The 24,153-nt window shown below is 72.8% G+C and carries 20 protein-coding genes; 10 read left to right on the forward strand and 10 right to left on the reverse strand.

Going from position 1 to position 24,153, the window contains the following annotated elements; translation table 11 throughout:
- Window positions 1-82: 82 nt before the first annotated feature.
- Window positions 83-2,866, forward strand: coding sequence for an AAA family ATPase (locus AB0N81_RS22945; protein WP_365361153.1), 2,784 nt, complete (start codon window positions 83-85; stop codon window positions 2,864-2,866).
- Here the strand turns inward: AB0N81_RS22945 and AB0N81_RS22950 are convergent.
- The 5 genes from AB0N81_RS22950 to AB0N81_RS22970 form a co-directional block, all read right to left on the reverse strand.
- Complete coding sequence (locus tag AB0N81_RS22950) at window positions 2,839-3,831, reverse strand: ornithine carbamoyltransferase (protein WP_365361156.1); 993 nt, start codon at window positions 3,829-3,831, stop codon at window positions 2,839-2,841. The two genes, AB0N81_RS22945 and AB0N81_RS22950, sit on opposite strands and share 28 nt — an antisense overlap.
- On the reverse strand, window positions 3,828-4,802 hold the full coding sequence (locus AB0N81_RS22955; protein ID WP_365361158.1) for a diiron oxygenase: 975 nt from the start codon (window positions 4,800-4,802) through the stop codon (window positions 3,828-3,830). Before AB0N81_RS22955 ends, AB0N81_RS22950 begins: the two co-directional genes overlap by 4 nt.
- 28 nt (window positions 4,803-4,830) lie before the next feature.
- Window positions 4,831-6,099 carry an ATP-grasp domain-containing protein gene (locus AB0N81_RS22960; RefSeq protein WP_365361160.1) on the reverse strand — a complete coding sequence of 423 codons (1,269 nt, stop codon included), beginning with the start codon at window positions 6,097-6,099 and terminating at the stop codon, window positions 4,831-4,833.
- Entirely contained in the window at window positions 6,096-6,320 is a 225-nt protein-coding gene (locus AB0N81_RS22965) for a hypothetical protein (RefSeq protein ID WP_365361162.1), read from the reverse strand. Before AB0N81_RS22965 ends, AB0N81_RS22960 begins: the two co-directional genes overlap by 4 nt.
- Window positions 6,321-6,671: 351 nt before the next feature.
- Entirely contained in the window at window positions 6,672-7,424 is a 753-nt protein-coding gene (locus AB0N81_RS22970) for a 3-hydroxybutyrate dehydrogenase (RefSeq protein ID WP_365361164.1), read from the reverse strand.
- Between the two features lie 265 nt (window positions 7,425-7,689).
- Between AB0N81_RS22970 and AB0N81_RS22975 the strand changes: the two genes are divergently transcribed.
- Both AB0N81_RS22975 and AB0N81_RS22980 read left to right on the forward strand, forming a co-directional pair.
- Window positions 7,690-8,139: a peptidoglycan-binding protein gene (locus tag AB0N81_RS22975; RefSeq protein WP_365361166.1), complete on the forward strand. Its 450-nt coding sequence runs from the start codon at window positions 7,690-7,692 to the stop codon at window positions 8,137-8,139.
- A 62-nt stretch (window positions 8,140-8,201) separates the two neighbouring features.
- The gene (locus AB0N81_RS22980) at window positions 8,202-8,927 is read left to right on the forward strand and encodes a Clp protease N-terminal domain-containing protein (RefSeq protein ID WP_365361168.1); all 726 of its coding nucleotides are present in this window, start codon (window positions 8,202-8,204) and stop codon (window positions 8,925-8,927) included.
- A 5-nt stretch (window positions 8,928-8,932) separates the two neighbouring features.
- Here AB0N81_RS22980 and AB0N81_RS22985 read toward each other — a convergent pair whose 3' ends face one another.
- Window positions 8,933-9,145 (reverse strand): hypothetical protein, encoded by a 213-nt coding sequence (locus AB0N81_RS22985; RefSeq protein ID WP_365361170.1) that lies wholly within the window; start codon window positions 9,143-9,145, stop codon window positions 8,933-8,935.
- A 51-nt stretch (window positions 9,146-9,196) separates the two neighbouring features.
- On the opposite strand from AB0N81_RS22985, the gene AB0N81_RS22990 reads away from it, so the two are divergent.
- The 6 genes from AB0N81_RS22990 to AB0N81_RS23015 all read left to right on the forward strand — a co-directional run bounded on the left by AB0N81_RS22990 (window position 9,197) and on the right by AB0N81_RS23015 (window position 16,486).
- Window positions 9,197-9,853 carry a TetR/AcrR family transcriptional regulator gene (locus tag AB0N81_RS22990; RefSeq protein ID WP_365361172.1) on the forward strand — a complete coding sequence of 219 codons (657 nt, stop codon included), beginning with the start codon at window positions 9,197-9,199 and terminating at the stop codon, window positions 9,851-9,853.
- Between the two features lie 87 nt (window positions 9,854-9,940).
- Window positions 9,941-11,146 (forward strand): radical SAM protein, encoded by a 1,206-nt coding sequence (locus AB0N81_RS22995; protein WP_365361174.1) that lies wholly within the window; start codon window positions 9,941-9,943, stop codon window positions 11,144-11,146.
- Window positions 11,147-11,153: 7 nt separating this feature from the next.
- Entirely contained in the window at window positions 11,154-13,283 is a 2,130-nt protein-coding gene (locus AB0N81_RS23000; RefSeq protein ID WP_365361177.1) for a DegT/DnrJ/EryC1/StrS family aminotransferase, read from the forward strand.
- Entirely contained in the window at window positions 13,280-14,464 is a 1,185-nt protein-coding gene (locus AB0N81_RS23005; protein WP_365361179.1) for a hypothetical protein, read from the forward strand. Before AB0N81_RS23000 ends, AB0N81_RS23005 begins: the two co-directional genes overlap by 4 nt.
- Window positions 14,461-15,576 carry a hypothetical protein gene (locus tag AB0N81_RS23010; RefSeq protein WP_365361181.1) on the forward strand — a complete coding sequence of 372 codons (1,116 nt, stop codon included), beginning with the start codon at window positions 14,461-14,463 and terminating at the stop codon, window positions 15,574-15,576. The genes AB0N81_RS23005 and AB0N81_RS23010 overlap by 4 nt, the downstream gene beginning before the upstream one ends.
- Before the next feature lie 49 nt (window positions 15,577-15,625).
- A complete protein-coding gene (locus AB0N81_RS23015) occupies window positions 15,626-16,486 on the forward strand; it encodes a phytanoyl-CoA dioxygenase family protein (protein ID WP_365361183.1) in 861 nt (286 codons plus the stop codon).
- A 6-nt stretch (window positions 16,487-16,492) separates the two neighbouring features.
- Here the strand turns inward: AB0N81_RS23015 and AB0N81_RS23020 are convergent, their stop codons facing one another.
- Window positions 16,493-17,443: a Gfo/Idh/MocA family oxidoreductase gene (locus AB0N81_RS23020; protein ID WP_365361185.1), complete on the reverse strand. Its 951-nt coding sequence runs from the start codon at window positions 17,441-17,443 to the stop codon at window positions 16,493-16,495.
- A 36-nt stretch (window positions 17,444-17,479) separates the two neighbouring features.
- A complete protein-coding gene (locus tag AB0N81_RS23025) occupies window positions 17,480-18,481 on the reverse strand; it encodes a zinc-binding dehydrogenase (protein ID WP_365361187.1) in 1,002 nt (333 codons plus the stop codon).
- A gap of 247 nt (window positions 18,482-18,728) precedes the next feature.
- Between AB0N81_RS23025 and AB0N81_RS23030 the strand changes: the two genes are divergently transcribed.
- Window positions 18,729-20,249 carry a glycoside hydrolase family 3 N-terminal domain-containing protein gene (locus AB0N81_RS23030; RefSeq protein ID WP_365361189.1) on the forward strand — a complete coding sequence of 507 codons (1,521 nt, stop codon included), beginning with the start codon at window positions 18,729-18,731 and terminating at the stop codon, window positions 20,247-20,249.
- Between the two features lie 30 nt (window positions 20,250-20,279).
- On the opposite strand, the gene AB0N81_RS23035 is transcribed toward AB0N81_RS23030, so the two are convergent.
- Both AB0N81_RS23035 and AB0N81_RS23040 read right to left on the reverse strand, forming a co-directional pair.
- Window positions 20,280-22,637: a collagenase gene (locus AB0N81_RS23035; RefSeq protein ID WP_365361191.1), complete on the reverse strand. Its 2,358-nt coding sequence runs from the start codon at window positions 22,635-22,637 to the stop codon at window positions 20,280-20,282.
- 191 nt (window positions 22,638-22,828) lie between these two features.
- The gene (locus AB0N81_RS23040; RefSeq protein ID WP_365361596.1) at window positions 22,829-24,049 is read right to left on the reverse strand and encodes an MFS transporter; all 1,221 of its coding nucleotides are present in this window, start codon (window positions 24,047-24,049) and stop codon (window positions 22,829-22,831) included.
- Between the last annotated feature and the right edge of the window lie 104 nt (window positions 24,050-24,153).

The raw sequence follows: 24,153 nt of genomic DNA on the forward strand, positions 1-24,153 counted from the left end.
TGACAGAGGCGCGGCCCGAGAAGAAAAGATACGTCCCCTTCCACGCCTCTCCGAAGTCATGTACCGCCGGTACGCTTTACGCATGCTCCTGGGGCGTTCCGCGGAATGCGCTCGTCTTCTCGCTCTCATCGACAAGGCACGCGGGGGCGAGAGCAGCGCCCTGCTCATCCGCGGCGAAGCCGGGATCGGCAAGACCAGCCTCGTCGGCTACGTGGCCGACCGCGCCGAGGGCCTGCTGCGGCTCGGCACACGCGGCGTCGAGGTCGAGTCCGACCTGCCCTATGTGGGCCTCGCCGATCTGCTGCGCCCCGTGCTGCACTTCCTGGACCGCATCCCGGAGCGGCAGGGCGCCGCGCTGACCGGCGCGCTGGCGCTCGGGCCCGCCGTCGCGCAGGACCGGTTCGCGGTCGCCGCGGGCACGCTCAGCCTGCTCGGCGCGCTGGCCGAGGAGAGCCCGGTCCTCGTCACCGTCGACGACGCCCACTGGCTCGACCCGTACTCCCTGGACGCGCTCGCCTTCGCCACCCGCAGGCTGGGCCGCGAGGGCGTCGTCGTGCTGTTCACCGCACGTGACGAATCGGAGGAGGCCGTAGCCCGGCTCGCCTCCGTCGAAACGTTCACCCTCACCGGCCTCGACCCCGAGTCCGCGCACCGGCTCATCGCCGAGGAGGGCACCGCCACCCTCACCGAGCAGGAGGCGGACCGGCTGCTCGCCGAGGCGCGCGGCAACCCCCTGGCCCTCATCGAACTGCCCGCCCTGCTGGCCGGCAGCGGCGCCGGTGACGAGGGCGACGGCTCCGGAGCGCCCCTGCCCATCGGCGAGATGCTGGCCCACACCTTCGGCAGCGCCGTGGCCCGGCTGCCCTCCGAGGCGCAGGACGCGATGCTGCTGCTCGCCGTCCTCGGCACCCGGCCGCTCGCGGGCACCGAGGCGGCACTGCGGGCGCACGGGCTCAGCTACGAATCCCTGGAAGCGGCCGAGGAGGCCGGTCTGGTCGTCGAGGAACGCGACGGATACGCCTTCCGGCACCCGCTGGTGCGCTCGGCGGTCTACCACGGCGCGACTCCCGTACGCAGGCGCCGCGCCCACCACGCCATCGCCCGCTCCCTGCAAGGAGCGACCGCCCCCGCCCTGGAGCAGTACGCCTGGCATCTGGCCGCCTCGGGCGCCGAACCGGACGAGCACGTGGCGTCCCTCCTGGAGAACGCCGCCTCCGGGGCCCCCGAGACCCTCGCGTACCCGCTGGCCTCCCGGCTGTACGAGCGGGCCGCCCGCTTCACCCCCGCGGGGCAGCACAAGGCGGAGCGGCTGCTGTGCGCGGCCCGCGCCTCGCAGGCCGCGGGCTCACTGAACGAGGCGGCCGCGATCCTGGACCGCGCCCTGGAACACGCCGAACAGCTCGGCACGCAGCTCGACATCCGCCAGCTCCGCTGCTACCTCGACGTGCAGCGCGGCCGTCCCAACCGCTCCCGCGAGCTGCTCAGGTCGGCCGTCGACGAGGCGGAGAAGGTCGACCCTGCGCTCGCCGCGGTCATGCTCGGCGGCATCGCGCTCACCGAGCTGGCCGTCGGTGACCTCACCGCGGCCCGCGGCACCTCGGCCGCGGCGATGGACCTCGCCGACTCCGCGCACGAGACGCTGCTGCCGGTGCGTCTCCTGCGCACCCTGGTGCTGCTGCTCGGCGGCGACGCCGAGGCGGGCCGCGCGCTCCTGCGGGAGCTGGCGGAGCCCCTCGCCTCGCCCGACCCCGCCTTCCCCTACCCGCTCGCCGGGGTGGGCGGCCTGTGCCATCTGGCCGCCGAGGAACTCGACGAGGCGCACGGTCTGCTGGACAGGGCCGCGTACACGGCGCGCGGCTCCAGCGCGGTGGGACTGCTCTCGCACCTGCTGTGCACGCTGTCGGTCGTCGAGTTCTGGCGGGGCCGCTGGACGACGTCGCTCGCCCACGCCGACGAGGCGGTGCGGCTCGCCGAGGCCAGCGGCCAGCTGATCGAGGTGTCGCGCGGGCTCGCCGCGCTGGTGAAGACCGAGGCCGTCCTCAACCGTGAGGAGGACTGCCGGCGGCACGCCGCGCAGACCATGGAGTGGGCCGCCTCCACCGAGTTGCAGATGGACGCGGCACGGGCGCTCGGCGGGCTCGGCCTCCTGGAGCTGGGCCTCGGCCGGTTCGAGGAGGCGGTGCACCACCTGGAGGAGGTGCGGGCCTTCTCGCAGCGGCACGGGCGGGGCGACGGCCTGTATCTGACCTGGGCGGCCGACCTCGCCGACGCGTACGTCCATCTGCACAGGACCGCCGAGGCGCGCGAGGTCCTCGACGTCCTGGAGTACGAGGCGGGGCGCGGGCACCGCCCCGTCACCGCGGGGGCGGCGGCCCGCTGCCGCGGACTCCTCGAACCCGGCGACCCGGAGACCGCGTCACGGCACATGAGGCGCTCCCTCGCGCTGCTGGCCGAGCGTCCGGTGCCCTTCGAGCGGGGGCGGACCGAGTTCGCGTGGGGCGAGCAGCTGCGCAGGCAGGGCAGGCGCAGTGAGGCGCGGCGCCTGCTGGAGCGGGCGCTGGCCACGTTCGAGCGGCTCGGCGCGGCGGGGTGGGCGGCGCGGGTGGCGGCCGAGCTGCACGCCGCGGGCGGCACCGAAGTGCGGCCCGAACGGGCGCCGTTGGAGCGGCTGACGCCGCAGGAGCTGCAGGTCGCGCTGGTGGTCGGCCGGGGCCTGACCAACCACGAGGTGGCGGAGCGGCTCTTCCTCAGCGTCAAGACCGTGGAGTTCCATCTGAGCAACATCTACCGCAAGCTCGACGGGGTGCACCGCAGGGCGCAGTTGGTCCGGCTGCTCGCTCAGGCCTCGGAGGTCTCGGGGGTCTGATCGCCGAGGGCGTGTTCGAGGACGGCCATGGCGCTGCCGGTCTTCATCGACGCCTGCGTCCAGGCCGCCGACCGCGGGCCGTCGAGAACGGCGCCGGTCACCTCGTCGCCGCGGTGGGCGGGCAGGTCGTGCAGGAACAGGGCGCCGGGGCGGCGCGTCATGAACTCCTCGTCGACGTGGAACGGCCGGAACCGTTCTCGCCACGCCGGGTCGGACCGGCTGGTTCCGGTGGGCCGCCGGCGGGTGGTGTAGACGACGTCGACGCCGGTCGGCAGGTTCTGGGCCGAGTCGCGGTGGGCGAGGGTCGCCCCGGCCATCGCGGCACGCTTCCTGGCCGTCGTCAGGAAGGCGTCGGGGAGGCCGTGACCGGGCGGGCAGGCGAAGGTGGCCTCGCAGCCGGGGACTCCGGACAGGGCGAGCGCGAGCGCCGTGGCGGTGCTGTTGCCCTCCCCCACGTACAGCAGCCGCAGCCCGTCGAGGTCTCCCAGGGTCAGCTTCAGCGTGGCGAGGTCGCACAGTCCTTGGGTGGGGTGCTCCTCGACGGACATGGCGTTGACGACGGGGAGGTGCCCGTGCCGGGAGAGGCGCCGCAGTTCGTCCAGGGGGCCCGCGGTGCGGGCGACGAGGCCGTCCAGCATGCTTCCCAGGGCCCGCCCGGTGTCCTCGACGGCCTCGCCGGTCGACAGCTGGAGATCGCCGGGCCCGTACGGGACGGGGGTCGCGCCGAGGCGGACGGCGGCCACGGTGAACGCGGTCCGGGTGCGGGTGGACGGCTCCGTGAAGAGCATGCCGACCGTGGCGCCCACCAGTGGGCGGGCGTGCGCGGCGTGGTCGTGGTGCAGTTCCACGGCCCGCTCGGCGAGCCGGGTGACAGTCTCCGCGGGCAGGTCGGCCAGGGAGAACAGGCCGGTCTCGGGGACCTGGGGCGGAGCGCCGCGCGGACCGGCGGAGGCCGGTGACGTCATCGTTCCTCCCCCACGGGTGGCGCGGGCGGGTCCGGTACCGCGGTGAGCAGTCCGGCCGCCGCGAACGCCTCGGTGGCGCCGGGCAGTTCGAGGACTCCGGTCTCCTGGAAGAGCCGGACGGTGTGGGCGGCCGTGGACCGGAGCGCGGCCTCGCTGCGGCGGGTGCGGTAGCTGTCCGCGATGACCTGCCGCACGGCGTCGGGGCGCAGGCCCGCCACGGTCAGCGCGGCACCGACCGGCCGCAGGTCGGGGGCGAGGCTGGAGACGATCAGCTCGGGCAGGCAGCGGGCGGCGCGCCGCTGGAGCGGTGTCGGCAGGTCGTTCCACAGCCGTTCGAAGAAGCGGGAGAAGTACACGTGGTGGTGGCCCTCGTCCCGTGCGTGGTCACGGACGATGTCACGCACGACGGGCAGCACGGCACGGTCCCCGGGCACTTCCTCCAGGACCGGCGTGATGAGTGTCTCGAAGACGACGACCTGCAGCATCTGCGCCAGCAGCGGTTCCCCGGTGAGGAGTTCCGAGCCGATGCCGTCGAGCTGGCGCAGGAACGGGTCGAAGGCGTAGGGCAGTGGCGGGATGCCGGTCGCCTCGGCGATCTGCTCGACGACGTCGAGGCTGAAGAGGGCGTGGTAGCCCTCGTCGCAGTAGATCCGGTACGCGTCCAGACGCACCGAGGCCGGCAGCGCGAGCCCGGTGCGGCCGTCCGCGATGCGCTCGGTGGCCCGGTTGACCACGCGGGTCTCGAAGTGGGCGGTGTACGTCAGGTAGTGGTAGAGGTGCCGGGCGAGGAGTTCGTGGCGGCGGCGGTCGGGGAGCGCGCGGACCAGCGGGTGGCCCCAGTACGGCACCAGGTGGGGCGGAAAGAACCGGCTCGCGGGGTCCAGGGGCCCGGTCACGGTGCGGTGGGGGCCGCTGCGTACTCCCGACCGCTCGTACCAGTCGGTCCGGGCGTGGCGATCGCTCTTCGTCATCTCGTCTCTGATCTCGCATCCATGACGCTCACGACGCGGCTCGCTCTTCGGGCGCCAGGCTCAACGGCCGTGCCGCCAGACGAACTTGGCCCGCTGCCGCGTCCAGTCGCGCGGCGCACTCGGTGGGCGTGCCAGCCTCGCACAGGACGTATGCGTACCGCTGGGGAAAGTCCGACGGAGGCAGCCGCAGTTCGTCCCCGGGCGCGGCGAGGGCCGCCGACCGCAGCAGTCCTTCGGCCGCCTCCGCCCCGGGTACGGCCACGTGCTCCACCCGGCAGTCCTCGGTCGGGTGGAGGAACCGGATGCCCGCCGTGCGGGTCCGGTCGGGCGTGAGGTCGGGCGGGGTGCGCAGGGCGACGTCGACGGCCACCAGGCCGGGGTCGATGCCCGTGGCGAGCGAGCCGAGGTGAGGGATGAGGTCGCCGCCGGGCCGTCCGTTCACCTCGATGACCACGAATCCGCGCGCGGTCATGCGCACCTGGGTGTGGGTGACGGTGCCGGTGACGCCGAGCACGCGGTGGGTCCTGTCGAGCACCCAGCGCAGCGCGGGGTCGTGCAGGAGCGGGTCGTCCGCGCTCACCATGTGACCGCTCTCCTCAAAGTACGGGGACGGGCCTGCCTTCTCGTGGGCGAGCTTGCGGGCGACGAAGAGCGGCGTGTGGCGTCCGTCGTGGACGACACCGTCGACGCTGACCTCCGGCCCTTCCAGATACTCCTCGACGAGGATGCCCACCCGGTACGTCGGGACGCCCGGCCAGTGCGCCGCCCGCGCGTCGGCGAACAGTCCCCGCAGGTCGCCGGGCGTGCGGACGAGGGCGACGCCTCTGCCGGCGCCCAGGCCGCGCGGCTTGACCACCACCGGGTATCCGATCCACTCGGCCGCGGCGGCCGCCTCCGCGAGGTCGGCGACCAGGGCGTGCCGGGGCTGCGGGAGCCCCGCGTCGCGCAGCAGGGCGCGGGTGCGGTGCTTGTCGCGGCAGTTGCGTACGGCGGTCACGGAGGGGCCCGGCACGCCGAGGGCCTCGGCGAGCTGGGCCGCGGGCAGGATCAGCGCCTCCTCGTAGCAGAGGACGCCGCGGACCTTCCTGACCTCGGCGACCGAACGGGCCGCACGGATCAGGGAGTTGATGTCACCGGGGTCGACCCGCGTCGAGCCGGTGAGGTGCGGCGCCTGCCAGGTGGGGGCCGCCGCGTCGAGCAGCCAGAGGCCGGCGCGGAGCGCGGCCGACCGCAGCAGGTCCTCGCGGTACTCCTGGACGCCGCTGCCGACCACCAGGACCGTTCCCGTGGTCTTCATCGCCCCTCCCCCGCCGGGAGTCCGTGTCCCCCGGTACCTGCCTCCATGCCCCCGACAAGGGCGTAGGCGGTCCGGTCCTCGACCGAACCGCCGGGGTTGAACTGTTCGAGTTTCAGGCCCGCCGTACGCCGCCGTCCGGCGACCCAGAGCCGCACCTGCGGCAGTACAGCGCGCCCGATCCTGGAGACGTCCCGCACCCGAGCGGGGGTGCCGTCGGGCACCCCCGTCCCCCGCCCTCGCGACGGCCGCTCCCCCGATCCTGAGCGGACCACCCGTGCGTACACCCCCGTAGTACGTCCGGTCACCGGTCTCTTCCCCCCGTATCGGTGTTTTCAGGTCCGCCGCGGCTCCGCGACCGTGGCTACACCATGGACCCGTGGGCGGGCGGGGGCGACCGTGAAAACCCTGGAGTCCGGGGTCGGGGACCGGGGTGAGCGACCGGGTCCGGCGGGGCGGTCGGGGCGGGTGGGACGCGCGACCTCGTACGCAGGGCGGGTGAGCCGGTGGTTCCGTCGTTCAACCACTTCGTCCGGCGGTCGAACCCAGGGTTTTCCTCGGGCCGTTCGGGGTACTCAACTCGCCCCCCAGCCGCCGTCCACGGGGAGCGAGGCGCCGGTGACGTAGCCCGTGTGGGGGCCGCAGAGCCAGAGCGCGACGGCGGCGACCTCCGCGGGTTCGATCAGCCGCTTGATCGCGGAACGGTCGAGCAGGACGTCCCTGACGACGTCCTGCTCGGCGATGCCGTGCACGGCGGCCTGGTCGGCGATCTGGCCCTCGACCAGCGGCGTACGGACGTAGCCGGGATTGACGCAGTTGCTGGTCACTCCGTGCGCGGCGCCTTCGAGGGCGGCGACCTTGCTGAGCCCCTCCAGGCCGTGCTTGGCGGCGACGTACGCGGACTTGAAGGGGCTGGCCCGCAGCCCGTGCACACTGGAGATGTTCACCACCCGGCCCCAGCGCCCGCGGTACATGTGCGGCAGGCAGTGCTTCAGGAGCAGGAAGGGCGCGGTGACCATCAGACGCTGGATGTGCTCGAAGCGTTCGGGGTCGAACTGCTCTATGGGGGCGACGTGTTGGGTGCCCGCGCTGTTGACCAGGATGTCGACCGCGGCGGGGAGGCCGGTGACCGCTCCCGCGTCGGTGAGGTCCACGGCGTGCGGGACCCCGCCGATGGAACCGGCCACTTCCTTGGCCGACTCCGCGTCGACGTCGACGACGTGGACCAGGGCGCCGGCGGCGGCGAACGCCTCGGCGCAGGCCCGCCCGATGCCGCTCCCGCCGCCGGTCACCAGGGCGGTACGACCGGTGAAGTGTTCGCTCGTCATGCCCGGAACGCTAAAGAAACGGGGGCCGCTCCTCCCATGGTCGCGGGCACCACAGTGCGGGCCGCACGGGTGTGGGCGGCCGCCGTGCCGGCCCCGGAGGCCCTGAACCGGCCGCGTACCGCGGGAGTTTGCCCTTCCGCCGCCGCTACCGCGCGCGATGGAGGGAGACCTCAACTCACGGGTTGACGAGGGCGAGCCCTCCCGAGAAGTAGCTTCTGTCCATGCGCCCCGGACCGAGGGGGCGCCGTCGACAGGGGGACAACGGATGCGACCGCACCTCGCCACAAGGACACTGCTCAGCCTCACCGTCGTCGCGGGGATCGCCGCCGGGAGCCTCGCGGGCGCGAGCGCCTTCGCGGCGTCCGGCCCCGCCGCGAAGCCCGCGGCGAGCACCGGGTCCTTCGCCCCGCTCACACAGGACAACCTCGGACTCAATACGGCGGAGGCGAAGAAGGTGCAGAGCTGGCTCGCGGCCCACTGGGAGTACACGGGGCCCGTCGACGGCCGTCTCGGCACCACCAGTTGGGCGGCCTTCCAGCGCCACCTGCGGGCGCACTGGAACTACACCGGACCCATCGACGGACAGCTCGACATGGCCACGATGAAGGCCCTGCACAGGATGCTGAAGAGCGACTGGGGTCTGACGGGCACGTACGACGGAGTCATCGGCCCCGCGTTCAAAGCCGCGTTCAAGCGCTTCGCCAACGGCATCTGACCCGGCGACCGGGTGACAACCCAGGGTTGACACCCACTGAAGTGTCAACCTACGGTTGTCACATGACGCACTCCGACAGCGCCACACCCCCTCCCCCCGTCCGCCTGGACGACCTCATCGAGGCCATCAAGAAGGTCCACACGGACGCCCTCGACCAGCTCTCCGACGCGGTGATCGCCGCCGATCACCTCGGTGACATCGCCGACCACCTCATCGGACACTTCGTGGACCAGGCGCGGCGATCCGGCGCCTCCTGGACGGACATCGGCCGGAGCATGGGCGTCACCCGCCAGGCCGCCCAGAAGCGGTTCGTCCCGAAGAAGCAGGGCGAGCCCTCGGACCTCGACCCCAGCCAGGGCTTCAGCCGTTTCACCGAGCGCGCCAAGAAGGCACTGATGGCCGCGCACGAGGAGGCGAAGACCGCGGGGCACGCCGAGATCCGCACGGAGCACCTGCTCCTCGGCCTGCTCGGCGAGCCGGCCGCGGTGGCCGCACGGGCGATCGTCGCGCAGGGCGTCTCCCTGGACGACGTACGCGCCGCGGCCGTCGAGGCACTGCCCGCGGCGGCCGCGGAAGTGCCCGCCCTCGTCCCGTACGACGCCCCGTCGCGCAAGGTGCTGGAGCTGTCGTTCCGCGAGGCCCTTCGCCTCGGGCACAACTATGTGGGCACGGAACACGTGTTGCTGGCGCTCCTGGAGCACGAGGACGGCGCGGGCCCGCTCGCGAGCCTCGGCATCGAGAAGACCGCGGCGACGGCCGCGATCACCGAGGCGATCGCGTCCCGCTGATTCCGCTAGCCGCGGCGTCCGAGCCCCTTCGCCCTCGCGCGGGACCAGCCCGCGAGCAGGACGCCGACGGCGGTCAGCGCGACGTACGCGACGACCAGCACCGCGAAGCCGCCGGGCAGCCACCCGAGAAGGCCGGAGTGGCCGTGGTCGATCAGCAGCCGGATCGCGACTGCGGCGTCGCGCTGCCCGCCGGGCGGCGCAGCCGGCCCGCCGTCCACTGCTCGCGGAGCTGCCAGGCCCGGGCGTACCGCCGCCGCAAGAACCCTCCCGTGCCCGTCCCCGGTGAGGCGCGGGCCCGGCCGTCGGACACGCGGGCGCGCAGGCGCCGCCTGATCGCCGTGGCCGTATGGCGGATCGCCGCCGAGCGGGGTCCGGACGCGGCGAGCATGCGGGAGATCGCGGCCGAGGCGGGGGTTTCCCTGCGCGTCGTGCAGTACCACTTCGACAGCAAACACCAGCTGCTGGTCTGCGCCCTGCGTCTGCTGCACGAGGAGAACGAACGCAGCGCACGCTCCCGCATCCCCGAATACCTCACGGACCCCCGCGCTCTACTCTGCGCCGTACTTGACGAATTCCTGCCCCTTGACACCCAACGGACGGCAGCGCTGCGGGTGTTCGCCGCCTATTACGCCCGCAGTCTCACCGACCCGGAGCTCTCGGCGGTCTTCCTCCACGACGAACAGCCGCTGGAGCGGCTCGTCACGGACCTCATCGCCGCAGGCGCCGCGGCGGGCACCGCCGTCACCGGCCTCGACCCGCGGCACGAGGCGGACCTTCTGGTGTCGGGGGCCACGGGCCTCGGCATGGACGTCGTCCACGGCCGACGCACCCTGGCCGACGTGCGGGAGGTCCTCGACTACCACGTCGGACGCCTCTTCCAACAGACCGGCGTCCCTGATTCCGCCAACAATCGCCGGGTTGTCTAGACCCATTGACAGCCTTTGTGGCGCTCCCTAATGTCCCGAGAACCGCCAGAAGAACGACACCGCACATCGATCATGCGTGGGGGGTTCGTGAACAGCACACCCGGTTCCGGCGACATCAAAATGGCAGCCCCCCAGAATCGTGAAGGCCTGCCCATCGTCAGTCTCGATCAGGCCCACTCACCACAGAAGGTCCTCGCACACGGCGAATTGCTGCGGCGTTTCGTGGCGGGCGAGGAGATCAAGCCGGTCCATATGCGGATCGGCATCATGGGCGCCTGCAACATGCGGTGCAATTTCTGCAACTTCCACTCCCCCAACGAAGAACAGTTCTACGACCTGTTCTCGTTCAAGGACTCGATCGCCACCGACAAGGCGGTCACGCTGCTGCGCGAGTTCGCAGCGAACGACGGACGCGCCGTGACCTTCTGCGGCAGCGGCGAGTGCACCATCCACCCCGGGTACACGGAGATCTGCCGGGCCGGGCACGAGGCCGGACTGCGGATCGGGCTGATCACCAACGGATCGCGCCTGGGCCGCCCGAAGGTCGCAGACTGTGTCGCAGCGACGCACACCTGGGTCCGCATCGGACTGAACGCGGGCACGGAAGCCACCTTCGACGACATCACGCGGGACCGCGAGCAGACGTTCTCGAAGTTCATCGGCTCGGTCGGCAGGCTCAGGGAGAACGCCGTCGACCCGGACTTCCGCATCGGCTTCAACTACGTCATCACCCTCCAGAACTACCGGGAAATCATGGAGGCGGCCCGTATCGCCCGTGAGTCCGGCGCACACTACGTACGCTTCGAACCCGAGTTCTACAGCGCACTCGGCCACGAGACGATCGAATCCGTGATGCCGGAGATCTCCGAATCCCTCCGCCACGCCGCCGCGCTCTCCACGGACGCCTTCGAAGTGTCCGTGCCGAAACTGGACCGCGGCCCGATGGACCAGGTGGAAGAGGTCGAGGGCGACTTCGAGCGCTGCCACTACAGCCGTTTCGTCACGGCCGTCGGCGCGGACGGAAATCTCTACCCGTGCCCGCAGGTGCATCTCAACAGCCGCTATCTGATCGGCAATGTCGTCGAACAGGGTTACGCGGAAGTGCTGGAAGGCGGACCGCGCGCCGAATGGGAGGCGTCCAACCCGCGCAGGACCGACCTGTGCAAGTCGTGCTTCTACCGCCCGCAGAACGAACTCCTGGAACTCCTCAAACGCGGCCAGATCAAACTCGACGAGGCCCTGGACGCCTACGCGCTGGAAGTGCCGAGCACCCTGCACGGCGACTTCGTCTGAGCCGCGCATGCAGCTACGTCACGTGCGCGGGCTCCTCGCCGTCGAGCCGGCCCTGCGGCACACCAAGAGCACCGAGGACCACGCGGCGCGCACCCGCCGGGTGCGCGCCGTCGTCGAACGGCTGGCCCGCGTCGAACGCGCCCCGCTCACCGTCACGGAGACCAGCGCCTCGGTGCACGACGGCCTGCGCCGCGAGCGGCTCCTGCTCGAATCGCCTGTACGCGGCGCCTTCCACGGCACCCTCCTCGCCCCGGCGGACACCGCACCGGCTGCCGCACCCCGTCCCGCCGTCCTCGTCCTCGGCGGCAAGAACGCCCGCCTGGACCAGCTCACCGGAGACGTGCCGCCGGACCACCCCGACCGCAACGTCGCCGAACAGCTGGCCCGCGCCGGTTTCGTCACCCTCTCCTTCGACCACGGCGTCGGCGGCGGCATGGACGCCGGGCGCAGGGCGGGGCGGGACGAAGGGACGCTGCTGGCCCACGCGTTCGCGCTCACCGGCCGCTCCCTGCTCGGCGCCCTCACCGGTGACGCCCTGGGCGCCCTCGACGTCCTCGCCGCCCATCCGTTCGTCGACCCGGACCGCGTCGGCCTGTTCGGCCACAGCCTCGGCGCCGCGGTCGCCCTGCACACCGCGCTGCTCGGCGGGCGCGAGGGCATCCCGCTCTGCGCGGCCAGTCACGTCGGCAGCTACCAGGCGCTGTACGAACGGCTGTTGACCGGTCACGAAGGGGCGGTGCTCCCCGGCATCCTGGAGTACGCCGACCTCCCCGACCTGTACGGCACGCTCGCCCCGGCCCCCCTCCAGCTCCAGTACGGCACGGCCGACTCCTACCTGGAACCGGCCGACGCACGCGCGGCAGCGGACATGGTCCGGGAGGTGTACGCCGCCGCCGGAGCCGACGTGGAGGTCCACGAACTCCCCATGGGGCACGGGACGCACGTCGGCCACGCGGCGGACTTCTTCACCCGCACGCTCTCCGGGTCCCGGCCCGCCGGCCCCGGCGTACCGGCGCAGCGCATCCGCTTCGAGGTGTCCGAGCGGCGCACCGTGCTCGACCGCGTCGACGCGGCGCTCGCCTCGGGCGTCCTCACGCAGGGACCGCAGGTGGCCCGCTTCGAGGAGCTCGCCCGCCCCTGGACCGGCAGGGACACGGCGGCGGTCGCGTCCGGATCGGCGGCCCTGGAGATCGCGCTGCGCATCGTCGGTGTGGCGGGCCGCACGGTGCTCGTACCGGTCAACACGTTCTTCGCGACGGCGGCCGCCGCCGTGCGGGCCGGGGCAGACGTGCGCTTCGTCGACATCGAGCTCGACGGTCTCGGCATGGACCCGGACGCCCTGCGCGCCGCCCTCGGCCGGCACCCCGATACCGCCGCCGTCCTGCCGGTGCACATCGGCGGCATCGTCCCGCCCTCGCTGGTCGCGACGCTGGCGCACTGCGCCGAGCGCGGCATCCCCGTCCTGGAGGACGCCGCGCACGCCTTCGGGGCCACGCTCGACGGGCGTCCGGCCGGCGCGTTCGGCCGGTTCGGCGCCTTCTCCTTCTTCCCCACGAAGGTCGCGGTCAGCGGTGAGGGCGGACTGCTGTCCGCCGCGTCGGCGGACGACCTGGAACAGGTGCGGCGCTGGCGCGACCACGGCAAGAGCGCCCAGGGCTCCACGCTGCACGACCGGCCCGGCGGCAACTGGCGGCTGAGCGAACTGCACGCCGCCGTCGGCACGGTGGACCTGGAACGTTTCCCGCACACCCTGGCCGCGCGCCGCGCGCTCGCCGCCCGGTACGACGAACTGCTCGCCGACGTCCCGGGAATCCGGCCGCACGCCTTGCCCGCGACGGCGGACAGCAACTACTACAAGTACCTCGCCTACCTGGCCCCCGACGGGCCGTTGGACCGCCCGCTCCTGAAGAAGCGGCTCCGGGAGCGGCACGGCGTGGCCCTGGCCGGCGAGGTCTACGACCACCTGCTCTGCGACCACCCCCAGTTCGCGTCCCAACGGCAACAGGACGCCGCGGGCGGTCCGTTCGAGCGGGCCCGCTGGTTCGCACGTCACCACATCGCGCTGCCGCTGTACCCGTCCCTCACGGAGGCCGAGCAGATCCGGGTGGTCGCCGCGCTCCGCAGCGAGCTGCCGTGACCGCCGTGCTCTCCGCGTTCCGCAGGGGCGAGTGGCGGACGTCTCTGGACCGCGCGCCGCTGCCCGGCCCCGCGTGCGGGGAGCTCGCGCTGGTGCCGGAGATCGTCGCCGACGCGGACCGGCGCTGGTGGGACAGCACCCTGCCGGGCCTGCCCCTCCTCACCGGCCGCCGCGAACTCCTGCTCACCGCGCTGGAGTTGTTCGACCGGGAGACCCTCACCGTGGGAGGCGTCGGCGAGCAGAGCGCCGAGGACTTCCGCGCGGCGCTGTGGGAGAGCGCGGGGCTGCCGGGCCCGCTGGTGGACCGCTGGTGCGCGATGCTGCGGGACAACCTCCTGAAGCGGAGTGAGGCACCCGAACCCGACGGGCGGCTGGCGCTCGTCGCGCTGCCGGGCAACACGTTCACCTGCCTCGACTCGGTCTGCGAGCAGGCCGAACGCTCGGCGGGCGTGTGGCTGCGGCCGAGCCGACGCGAACCGCTCTCCGCGGCCCGGCTCGTCGCCGCGCTGCTCGCGGCGGGCTGGCCCCACGCCCGCATCGGCCTGTACCCCGGCCAACAGCGAACCCTGCACGGCCTGTTGCGCCTCACGGACCGGCACGTCGTCTACGGCGGTGCCGGGCTCGCCGCGTCGGTCCGCGCCTCCCCCGCGCTCACCCTGCACGGTCCCGGCCGGGGCTGCGCGCTGGTGCCGTCGGGGATGCCGGCCGACGAGGCGGTTGCGTGGCTGCTGCCGCTGGTGGCGGCGGACTCGGGGCGGTTCTGCAGCAACGTACGGACCGTCGTGTGCGAGGAACCCGACGCGGCGGAACGGCTGGCCCACGCGCTGGCCGCCGCCCTCGACGCGCTCACTCCGGACGGCGCTTGGCCACTGACCGCCTTCCGTGAACCGGGGTCGGCCGAGAACGCGACGCGCGCCGTCCGCGACCGCCTCCGCCCCGGCGACCGAGTCCTCACCCGTCGCCCGCCCGTCCTGATCAGCGAGACGAACGACGTCCACGCCCTGCCCCATCTCACCCTGCTCGCAGGGCACTTCACGGACAGCGCCCGCACTCATCCGCTGATCGGCCACGAGGTCCCCTTCCCCTCCGCCGCCGTCCTGAGCGCCTCCCCCGAGGCCGCGCGGGCCATCACCGACGAGTCCCTGTTCGTGTACCGCCCAGCGAAGCGAGGCCCCGGATGACCACCGCCTTCGGCACACTGACCGACACGCTGCGCGAACGCGTCCCGGAGCTCGGCGTCGACCTCGACACCTGGACGCGCCGCATGATGCGCTGGCACTTCGACCCGGAGACCGGCAGCCCCTTCTGGGCCGCGCGGCGCGAGAAGCTCGGCTTCGACCCGGTCCAGGACATCGGCGGCTTCGCCGACCTGACCCGCTTCGGCCTCTTCGACAAGGCCGAGCTGCGCGCCGCGAACGCCCGCGACCTGCGGCCGCGCGGCTACCGCGACCGGCCCTTCCGGATCTTCGAGACCGGCGGCAGCACGGGCGCTCCCTGCCGGATCGTCAACGTCACGCGCCTCGCGTCCGACGTGGAGATCTACCGCACCGTCCTCGAGGCGCGCGGCGTGGCCGGCGGTGACGTGCTCGCGATGACGCCGAGCGGGCCGCACGCGTACGGGCACTTCGTGGAGGGCCTCGCGGACAGCTGGCGCGGCGCCGTGCACGCCATCGACTTCGACCCGCGCTGGGTGAAGGCCGCGCTGCGCTCGGGCGGCGAGGTCGACGCCTACACCGCGCACCTGATCGACCAGACCCTCGCCCTGCTGGCCGTCGAGCGCCCCTCGCTGCTGTTCACGACGTCGCGGCTGCTCGTGGAGCTCGCGATGCGGCTGCCCCGGCCGCTGCACACGTACGGCATCCGCGCGGTGTGCACCGGGGGCACCTCGTGCAGCGCCGCCGAGGCCGAGTTCCTGCGCGAGGAGCACCTGGCGGGGGTGCAGTGGATCGACACGTACGGCAACACCCTGGTCGGCCACGCCCTACAGGCCGACGCGGTGCCGGGCGCGCCCGTCGTGCCGGACGGCACCGGGCACTCGTACCACCTGCCGCCGCCCTTCGCGGTGCTGAAGGTCGTCGATCCGGCGGACCCCTGGCGCGAGGTCGAGGTCGGGCAGCGGGGCCGCGTACGCGCCACGACGCTCCTGGAAGACCTCTTCCTGCCCAACCTCCTGGAGCGGGACAGCGCGGTGCGGACCGGGCCGCATCCGTGGTTCCCCTGGGACGGGGTCGCCGCGGTGGGGCCCTTCCTGGGCTCCGCGGGGGCCGAGGAGGCGGTGGAAGGCGTCTACTGACCGGCACCTGCGGCCGGTCCCGTGACCGATGGATCGAGGGACACGCATCGTGAACCTGTCGTCGAACGGCCTGCCCATACCCTTCACGCCGGAGCTCTTCGGGCCGCTCCGCCCCAGCGCGGACCTCCTGGAGTCGAGGGACCCCGGCGCGCTGCGGGAGCGGCTGCACGCGGACGGCTGTCTGTACCTGCCGGGGCTGCTCGACCGCGCGGAGGTGCTGCGGCTGCGCGGCGCGTACTTCTCGCTCTTCCCGCCGGGCCTGCTGGCGCCGGGCAGCGGCCCCGAGGACGGCGTCTTCTCCGGGCGGGTGCCCGAGGAGGTTCCGGAGTACGGGGTGGCCGGTCACCCGGCGTACGCGTTCGTACGTTCGCCGCCCTTCGACCGCTTCGTGGCCGACCCGGTCCTCTCCGCCCTCGCCCGCCAACTCCTCGGCGGCGACGCCGAGATGCTGCCCCGGCGCATCCTGCGCCACTTCCACCGGGGCACACGGCGTGCCTCCCGCGCCCATGTCGACTTCGACTACATGGACGAGGGCTCACCGCGCGTCGTCACCTTCTGGATACCGGTCGGCGACTGCCCACCGAAGACCGGCGCCCTCGTCTACCTGGAGGGTTCCCACCGGCTGCCGCCCGAGGAGTACGCCCCGCTGCGCGACATCACCGACCGGCCCGGCGACCGCCGCCAGATCTGCCACGACCTGGAGCTGACCGCCCGCACGCTCGGCCGCCGCTGGCTGTACGCCGATTTCGCGGCGGGCGACGTCATGGTGCACCTGCCCCGCATCATCCACGCGTCCCTGGACACGACGACGGACGCCATGCGCCTCTCCGTCGACACCCGTTTCGTACGCTCCGGCGACACGCCTGACCCACGCTGGCTCCGCCCCTGGGCCGCGGACGACGGAGCGTGAACCCCGTCAGCCGCCGAGCCCGACGGTACGTCCCCCGTCCGCGTCCGAGCGTTCCGCGGCGACGATGACGTCGTCGACGAGGACCGCCTCGGCCACCGGACACACCGGAGCACCGCCGGTCGCCACGGCGGCCGCGAAGTCGGCGAGCAGGGGCTGGTGCGGATTGGGCGGCGGAGGCAGCAGGAGCGGTGCCCCGTCGACCCCGTCGATGCGGCCCGAGTCGAGGGGGTCGAGGGTCACGGCCCGTCCGCCGCCGGTGAGCCTGACGCGGTCCACGGGCGGTCCGTCGCCCCACTCCACGAGGCAGTGCGCCCGGAGCCCGGACCGCCAGCGCAGAACGAGTTCGGCCTGCCGCTCGGCTCCGCCGGGAAAGCGCCGGCCGAGCCGGGCCGACATCTCGTACGGCCGTCCGAACAGGTGGAGCAGCAGGTCGATCCGGTGGCTTCCGGCGTCCGCGAGGACTCCGCCGCCCGACACGGCTGGGTCGGTGCGCCAGCGCATCGGATCGCCGGGCCCCGGAGCGAAGGCGCAGCGGAACCGCACCTCCACCCGCTCCGGCGCCCACCCGCCGAGCTCCTCGCGCAGCCGTCGCACGGCGGGCGCGAGCCTGCGGTAGTAGGCGACGCCCGCGCACCGCCCCGCCGTGTCGAGCGCGTCTCCGGTGCCGAGGCCGCCCGCGAGCGGCTTCTCGATCAGCACCGGCAGCCCTGCCCCCAACACGGCCTGGGCGAGCGGCACATGGCCTACGACGGGGGTGGCGACGTAGACGGCGTCGACGCCGGACAGCAGTACGGCGGGGGCGGCGCCGGACCTCGCCGCCCCGTACCGCTCGGCGGTGCGCGCGGCGCGGCGCGGGTCGCGGCCCCAGAGGGCCACCGGCTCCTCCCCGAGCGCGTGCAGGGCGGGCAGCACGCGGCGCGTCACGATGTCGCCGTATCCGGCGATCCCCCACCTCATGTGCTTGTCCTCCGGTTGGAGTGATGACACGGGCTCTCAGGGCACGATCGCCACTTTCAGCGTCTCGGGGGGCGGGCCGTCGTGGGGGGCCTGTTCGGCGTCCGGGTAGAGGGAGCAGCTGGCGGAGAGCTGCTCCATGGCCTTGGGGAGTTCGTCGAGGGGGTAGGTGTGCGTGTGGAGGTCGGGCAGGCGCAGGGAGCCGGGACGGCGGTGGGCGAGCCGTTCGGCGACGGCGAGCGCCTCGGCGCGCGCCGTGTCCAGGGGTTCCGCGGAGCTGTGCACCCGCAGCCCCTTGCGCTCCCAGGTGACCAGGTCGACGGTGACGTGCGTGTCGACGTGGTGCGTGCCGAGGAGGACGACGAGGCCGTTCTGTCGTACGAGGCGCACGCAGGCGTTGAGTGTCGTCGGGGTGCCGACGGCGTCGACGGCGACATCGAAGTCCGCGCCGACGGAGGCCAGTTGGACCGGACTGCCGTCGACGCGGCGTACGGCGTCGGCGCCCGCGGCGGACGACCGCTCCAGCCGCCAGTCGTCGAGGTCGACGGCGACGACCTCGGCGGCGCCGCGTGCCCGTGCGACCCGAAGCGCCATCTGGCCGACGGGCCCCTGTCCGACGATCACGACGCGGTCGCCGAGCCGGATGCCGCGGGTGGCGTGCACGGCCAGCGGAAGGAGCTGCAGGATCGCGCCCTGTTCGAAGGGCACGTCGTCGGGCAGCGCGCCCACGGAGATCTCGCGGGCCAGCGCGAAGTCCGCGTAGCCGGTGGTGAGCGGGGTGCGCACGAAGACCCGCTGGCCCGGCACGACGCGGCGCACGCCCGCACCGGTCGCCTCGACGACTCCGGCGATCTCGTGGCCGAAACACCCCTGGGAGCAGTGCTCGCGCAGTCCGTGATAGTGGAAGTAGGCGAGGTCGCTGCGGTTGCAGACCGTACAGGCCCTGACCCGGACGAGGACCTCCGCCGGTCCCGGTTCCGGCACCGCGACATCGGTGACCAGCCTGATGTCACGCCTGCCGATGAGCTCGTACCTGCGCATGGCCCTCTCCCCTCAGCGGATGAGATCTGCGGAAGTCCCAAGGATTCCCCAACTCTCGCCGCGTGAGGGTGGATTCGCCCGCCTCGACCTGTTCCGACTCCTTGACAGCCCTGTTTGGTACGAGCCAATATCCACTATCCGATTGGCCTGGACCAATCAGCAGGAGCCCCGCCGCACACCCTGAGCACCCGCACACCTCGTGCACCGCACGTCCCACGTACGTATCCGCAACTTCGGAGGTCGCGCCATGGCATCGAGCAGTGACCCGACCCTGGAGCACCTCGCCCACTCCGTGCTGCAGCCCGGCTTCGAGGGCACCATGGCGCCCGACTGGGTACGCCGCGGGATCTCCGAGGGCCTGGGCTCCGTCGTACTGTTCTCGCGGAACATCGAGACGCCCGAGCAGGTCGCGCGGCTCACCTCGGACCTGCGCGCGGAGAACCCCGACCTGATCGTCGCCATCGACGAGGAGGCGGGCGACGTGACGCGTCTGGAGGCGTGGACCGGCTCGTCCCGCCCCGGAAACCTCGCCCTCGGCGCCGTCGACGACATCGACCTGACCGAGCGCGTGGCCCACGACATCGGCCGCGACCTGCACGCCGCGGGCGTCTCCCTCAACTTCGCGCCCAGCGCCGACGTGAACTCCAACCCGCTCAACCCGGTGATCGGCGTACGCTCCTTCGGCTCCCGCACCGACGTCGTCTCCCGCCACACGGCCGCCTGGATCCGTGGTCTGCAGGACGCAGGCGTCGCCGCCTGCGCCAAGCACTTCCCCGGCCACGGCGACACGGTCGTCGACTCGCACTACGGCCTGCCCCAGGTGAAGGGCTCCGCCGAGGAGATCGCGCTCACCGCGCTGCCGCCGTTCATCGCGGCGATGGAGGCGGGCGTCCGCGCCGTGATGACCGCGCACCTGCTCGCCCCCGCCTACGACCCGGACCTGCCCGCGACTCTCAGCCACCGCATCCTGGTGGAACTGCTGCGCGGGGAACTGCACTTCGACGGCCTCGTGGTCACCGACGGGATCGAGATGGGGGCCGTCACCGACCGCTACGGCATCGACGGCGCGACCGTGAAGGCGGTGGCCGGCGGCGTGGACGCCGTGTGCGTGGGCGGCGAGAGCGCCGACGAGTCCACGTTCGACCTGCTCTCCACAGCTCTGGTCAAGGCAGTGCTCGACGGCACGCTGCCCGAGGCCCGCCTCGTCGAAGCGAGCACGCGGGTGAGGGAGTTCGCCGCCTGGTCCGGCGAGCGGTCCCGGGCCGTGGGGCGCGCGCCGGAACCCTCCGACATCGGCCTGGTCGCGGCGCGCCGCGCGGTGCGGGTGCACCACCGCGTCGGCACGGCGAACGCCGCGCTCCCCGTCGCCGGGGTGCCGCACGTCGTCGAGCTGTCCCCCACGATGAACCTCGCCGTCGACGGCCGCACCCCGTGGGGTGTCGCCAGCCCGCTGCGCGACCTGCGCCCCGGCACGACGTCCGTACGCCTGACGGAACGCGAACTGGACGGTACGGACGACCTGTTGGACCGCGAGGCACTGGCCCCGGCGCGGGGCCGCGCCCTGGTGGTCGTGGTCCGTGACGCGGCCCGCCACCGCTGGATGACCGACACCCTCAACCGCATCCTGCGGTGCCGCCCCGACGCCCTCGTCGTCGAGATGGGTGTCCCCGCGGGCGACGCGCTCGGCGCCACCCACCTGATCACCCACGGCGCGACCCGCGTCTCGGGCATCGCTGCGGCGGAACTGCTGGCGGGGGCGGCGGGCTGACCCACCGCCCCTTCGGGCACTCCCAGCCCCCTAGCTCCTCAACGGGCCCTCGCAGCTGTAGTCCGCGCTGCCCGCGCGTCCGTCGGACCAGACGTCCACCTCGCCGAACGAGCAGTTCATGTCGGTGAGGTTGTTGTCACCGGCCTTGGCGCGGTCGAGCAGGAAGTAGTCCACTGTCTCCGACATGTCCTTGAAGACGGTGTCGGGGTTGTCGGCCGCGGAGAGGTTCGCGGTGATCCTGCCCGTGCAGGTGTACCGGGGGCGCTCCGGTGCGCCGTTGGAGCGGCAGTCGGGCGTGATGCCCGTCGTCGCCGCGATGGAGGTGCGGACCTGGGCGGCGGTGGTGTCGCGGAGCTCGCCGACCGGCACGTACTTCGTGTCGGGCACGAACAGGTCGTCGACGTGCGCGATCTGCTTGTCCAGGAAGGCGTCGTACTGGCTCTGCAGTCCGCGGTCCTCGCCGAGCCGGTCGCGCCAGGCGTCGAAGCCCGCCGGGCTGTCGGCCCGCAGGTGCCGGTACATCTCCTTGATGAGGGCGGGGCGTTCGGTCCACAGGAACTCGAAGAACGTGCCGGCGTAGTCGTAGAAGCGGAAGCCGTCCCCTTCGTACGTGGCGTGCAGGAGCTGGTCCACGGTCATCCGCGGGCCGCCGTTCGCCGTGTCGTCGATGACGCCCTGGACGAGCGACTTGCGGACCTTGATGCCGTCGTCACGGGTGGCACCGTCGAAGAACTCCGCGGTGCCCTCGTCCATCGCGGTGGTCCGGTCGCCCTCGTACCACGGGCCCTCGCCGAAGAAGCCGGGCACCGCCCAGCGGCCGTTGAGGTAGTGCGTGTACTCGTGGCGGAAGAGCTCCTCCAGCGTCAGCGTGGAGTCCTGCGGGACGCGCCGCTGATAGGTGTAGAAGGTCGCGCCGCGCTCGATGTAGACGCCGCCGTTGTTCGTGTCCATCCCGGTGAGCAGCGGGTGGTAGTTCTCGTAGTCGGCGCGCGAGGCGTAGAGGACCGTCGTCAGTGTGGTGTTGGGGTCACCTGCGAGCGGCTTCTCGGTCCCGACGACGCGGTGAAACTGCGCCTTCACCTGCTTGCTCGCGTAGTACAGCTGGTCGACGGTGTTCCGGTCGAGCGCGGTGCGGACCTTCATGCCGCCCTTGTCGTACGTGTAGGTCTGCGGGAAGAGGCGGCGCTCGATGTCCTCCTTGCACACCTTGTACGGCGCACACGCGTCGAACTCGTTCAGCCAGAGGGCCACCTTCGCCCAAGGGGCGCTGCCCTCACCGAAGTTGCGGGCGGTGACGGCCACCAGGCCGCCGAGTCCGGGCACGATCTCACCGGTGAGCCCGTCGATCTGGCCGAACCTGCCGTACTCGCTCAGCGCGTCCCGCACCACCCAGGCGTTGCCGGTGCCCTTGAGGTGGGTGTATCCGCCGAAGGCCTTGAAGACGGCACGGTAGGACGGGTCGGCCTTCACCGCCGCGTGGAAGGCGGTGTCCTTGTTGCCGGGGTAGACGCCCAGATAGTTCAGGGAGAGCGCGGCGAGCGCGGACCCGGCCCAGGCGGTGTCCTTCGCCGTGTCGGGGTGGGCGGCGTCCATGGTGGCCAGCACCCTTTTGACCAGGGGCAGTTGGTGCTGGCGCAGTCCGGGTGCGCTTGCCGCGTAGAGCGCCTCGCGCAGCGACTCGGCGTTGGTGCGGGTCACGTCGAAGGTGCGGGCAGCCGAGCCGAAGGCGCCGACGGCGCGGCGCATGGCGTCGACGGTCGGCCCGTCGGTGACGTCGATCTCGTCGTGCGAGAAGTCCTGGTAGGCGACGGCGTGCAGATAGGTGAGCATCTCCAGGAGATTGCTGCCGTTCTTGCCGTCGTGGGCGGCCGCGAGGCGGGTGACGCGGCCGGAGACGGCCTGGACGTGCGCGTCCGACATGACGGGGGCGAGTCGCCGGTCCCAGGTCCAGACGAGACCGCGCAGGCAGTCGTCGGCGGTGACGGCCGGGTCGGCGAGGAAGTCGGCGAACCGCTCGGGCGACAGCCCGGTGACGCCGTCGAGGGTGCAGGGCGCCACGTCGGCCGCCGCCGTGACCTGCTTTTCCGGCTTCGGCGTACGGGCGCCCGGGACACGGCCGTCCTTGATGCCGCCGGGCGCGGGGATCACGTAGGCGCTCGGCCTGGGGGCCTTCGCCCTGCGGTCGACCACGTCCAGGGGGTTCGGTGCGGCGGGCGCGGACGCGGACGCGGGTGCTGACGACGTGGTCGGGGCGGCGGTGCGGGGCTTCGCGGTGACGGGTGACGGTTCGGCCGCGTACCCGTACTGGGCGGCCGAGACGCAGAGGGTCGCCGCTATCGCGCCGGCGAGCACGGATCCGCGCAGGGTTCTTGGGCGTGGCTGGGACACCGAGGGCTCCTGTGTGGGAGGTGGGGGAGAGAGGTGACGTAACGAGCAACTGGCCTGCGAGACCCCCTACTTGAGGGTCGTCGCTGCGCCATGTGATGCGTAACGTAGTAATGTGAAATTGCACTGACAACCCCTCAGGACCCACCAACCGCTGCGAGTTCACGGGACTCGGGCGCGGCGCCTCCCCGGCCTCAGGAGCGCGGCGCGGCCTCCGCCCCCGGCTCGCGCAGGGGGCGCAGGAGGAGCCAGCCGAGGGCGGGCAGCGCGATCAGCGGCGCGAGGGCCACCCGCAGTGACGCGGCGTCCGCGACGGCTCCGATCAGCGGGCTCGCGAGACCTCCGATGCTCACGGTCAACCCCAGGGTGACGCCGCCGGCCGTCCCCATGCGCCGGGGCAGATAGTCCTGCCCGAGGGTGATGTGCAGGGAGAACGGCACGTACAGGCCGGCCGAGGCGAGCGCGACGAAGACGTACAGGAGCGGCCCGGGGACGAGGACGACTCCCGCCACCGCGAGGACCGTCAGGGCGTACGACCACCGGACGACCGGCATGCGGCCGTGCCGTGCGGCGAGCCGCCCGCCCGCGACGGTGCCTACCGCGCCGCCGAGGTAAAGCACGAACAGCGCGACAGTACCGGCGACTTCGCCTCCTCCGGCGCGTTCGCGCACGTACAACGCGACGAACGTGCTCAACCCCGTGAAGACGACCGAGCGGCAGACGATGGCACCGGACAGCTTGATGAAGGACGGCCAGTCGTCCTCGGCGACGGCTTCGGTGCCGGTCCCGGTTGCTGTTGCTGTTGCTGTTGCTGTTGCTGTTGCTGTTGCAGCTTCGGTTTCGGCTTCGGCTTCGGCTTTCGTGACGTCGGCCGCCTCCCGTGCCGCTTCCCTCACGCTTCGCAGCGCGGCCGCGCACAGCACGGCTCCCGCGAGGGCGGGGATGATCAGGAGAGGGGAAGCGCGCAGGCCGCCCGTGGCGACGACGGCGGAGACCAGCAGAGGCGCGACGGCGAAGCCGAGATTGCCGCCGAGCGAGAACCAGCTCATGGCGGTGTGGCTGCCCCGGCTCGCCTGCCGCGCCACCCGCGCGGCCTCCGGGTGGTACGCGGCGACGCCGATGCCGGACACGGCGACGGCCAAGAGGGTCAGCCGGTAGCTCCCGCCGACCCCCGCGAGGGCCACCCCGGCACCGCCCACCAGCGTGCTCACCGGCAGCAGCCACGGCATGGCCCATCTGTCGGTGAGCGCGCCGAACAGCGGCTGCACCACGGAGGACAGCAGCGAGGCGGCGAGCACGATGCCGGACGCGGCGGCGTAGGTATAGGCGCGCTCGGCGACGAAGAACGGCACGAGGGCGGCGACGGCTCCCTGATAGACGTCCACGCAGGCGTGGCCCAGGGAGAGGAGGGGGATGGGACGGGGACGGGGGCCGGTGCGCGGACCGGTGCGGGGACCGGTGCGGGGACCGGTGCGGGGCTGCTGGATCGCTGGGGGCGCGGGCTGGTTCGTCGACACCG

It is taken from the genome of Streptomyces sp. NPDC093510 (assembly GCF_040683555.1).
Lineage (GTDB): Bacteria > Actinomycetota > Actinomycetes > Streptomycetales > Streptomycetaceae > Streptomyces.

What these genes read in the sequence shown, in the direction of transcription:
- AB0N81_RS22945 (WP_365361153.1), top strand. Translation starts at nt 83, where the DNA reads ATGCTCCTGGGGCGTTCCGCGGAATGCGCTCGTCTTCTCGCTCTCATC.
- AB0N81_RS22950 (WP_365361156.1), bottom strand. Translation starts at nt 3,831, where the DNA reads ATGACGTCACCGGCCTCCGCCGGTCCGCGCGGCGCTCCGCCCCAGGTC.
- AB0N81_RS22955 (WP_365361158.1), bottom strand. Translation starts at nt 4,802, where the DNA reads ATGACGAAGAGCGATCGCCACGCCCGGACCGACTGGTACGAGCGGTCG.
- AB0N81_RS22960 (WP_365361160.1), bottom strand. Translation starts at nt 6,099, where the DNA reads ATGAAGACCACGGGAACGGTCCTGGTGGTCGGCAGCGGCGTCCAGGAG.
- AB0N81_RS22970 (WP_365361164.1), bottom strand. Translation starts at nt 7,424, where the DNA reads ATGACGAGCGAACACTTCACCGGTCGTACCGCCCTGGTGACCGGCGGC.
- AB0N81_RS22975 (WP_365361166.1), top strand. Translation starts at nt 7,690, where the DNA reads ATGCGACCGCACCTCGCCACAAGGACACTGCTCAGCCTCACCGTCGTC.
- AB0N81_RS22980 (WP_365361168.1), top strand. Translation starts at nt 8,202, where the DNA reads ATGACGCACTCCGACAGCGCCACACCCCCTCCCCCCGTCCGCCTGGAC.
- AB0N81_RS23000 (WP_365361177.1), top strand. Translation starts at nt 11,154, where the DNA reads ATGCAGCTACGTCACGTGCGCGGGCTCCTCGCCGTCGAGCCGGCCCTG.
- AB0N81_RS23010 (WP_365361181.1), top strand. Translation starts at nt 14,461, where the DNA reads ATGACCACCGCCTTCGGCACACTGACCGACACGCTGCGCGAACGCGTC.
- AB0N81_RS23020 (WP_365361185.1), bottom strand. Translation starts at nt 17,443, where the DNA reads ATGAGGTGGGGGATCGCCGGATACGGCGACATCGTGACGCGCCGCGTG.
- AB0N81_RS23025 (WP_365361187.1), bottom strand. Translation starts at nt 18,481, where the DNA reads ATGCGCAGGTACGAGCTCATCGGCAGGCGTGACATCAGGCTGGTCACC.
- AB0N81_RS23030 (WP_365361189.1), top strand. Translation starts at nt 18,729, where the DNA reads ATGGCATCGAGCAGTGACCCGACCCTGGAGCACCTCGCCCACTCCGTG.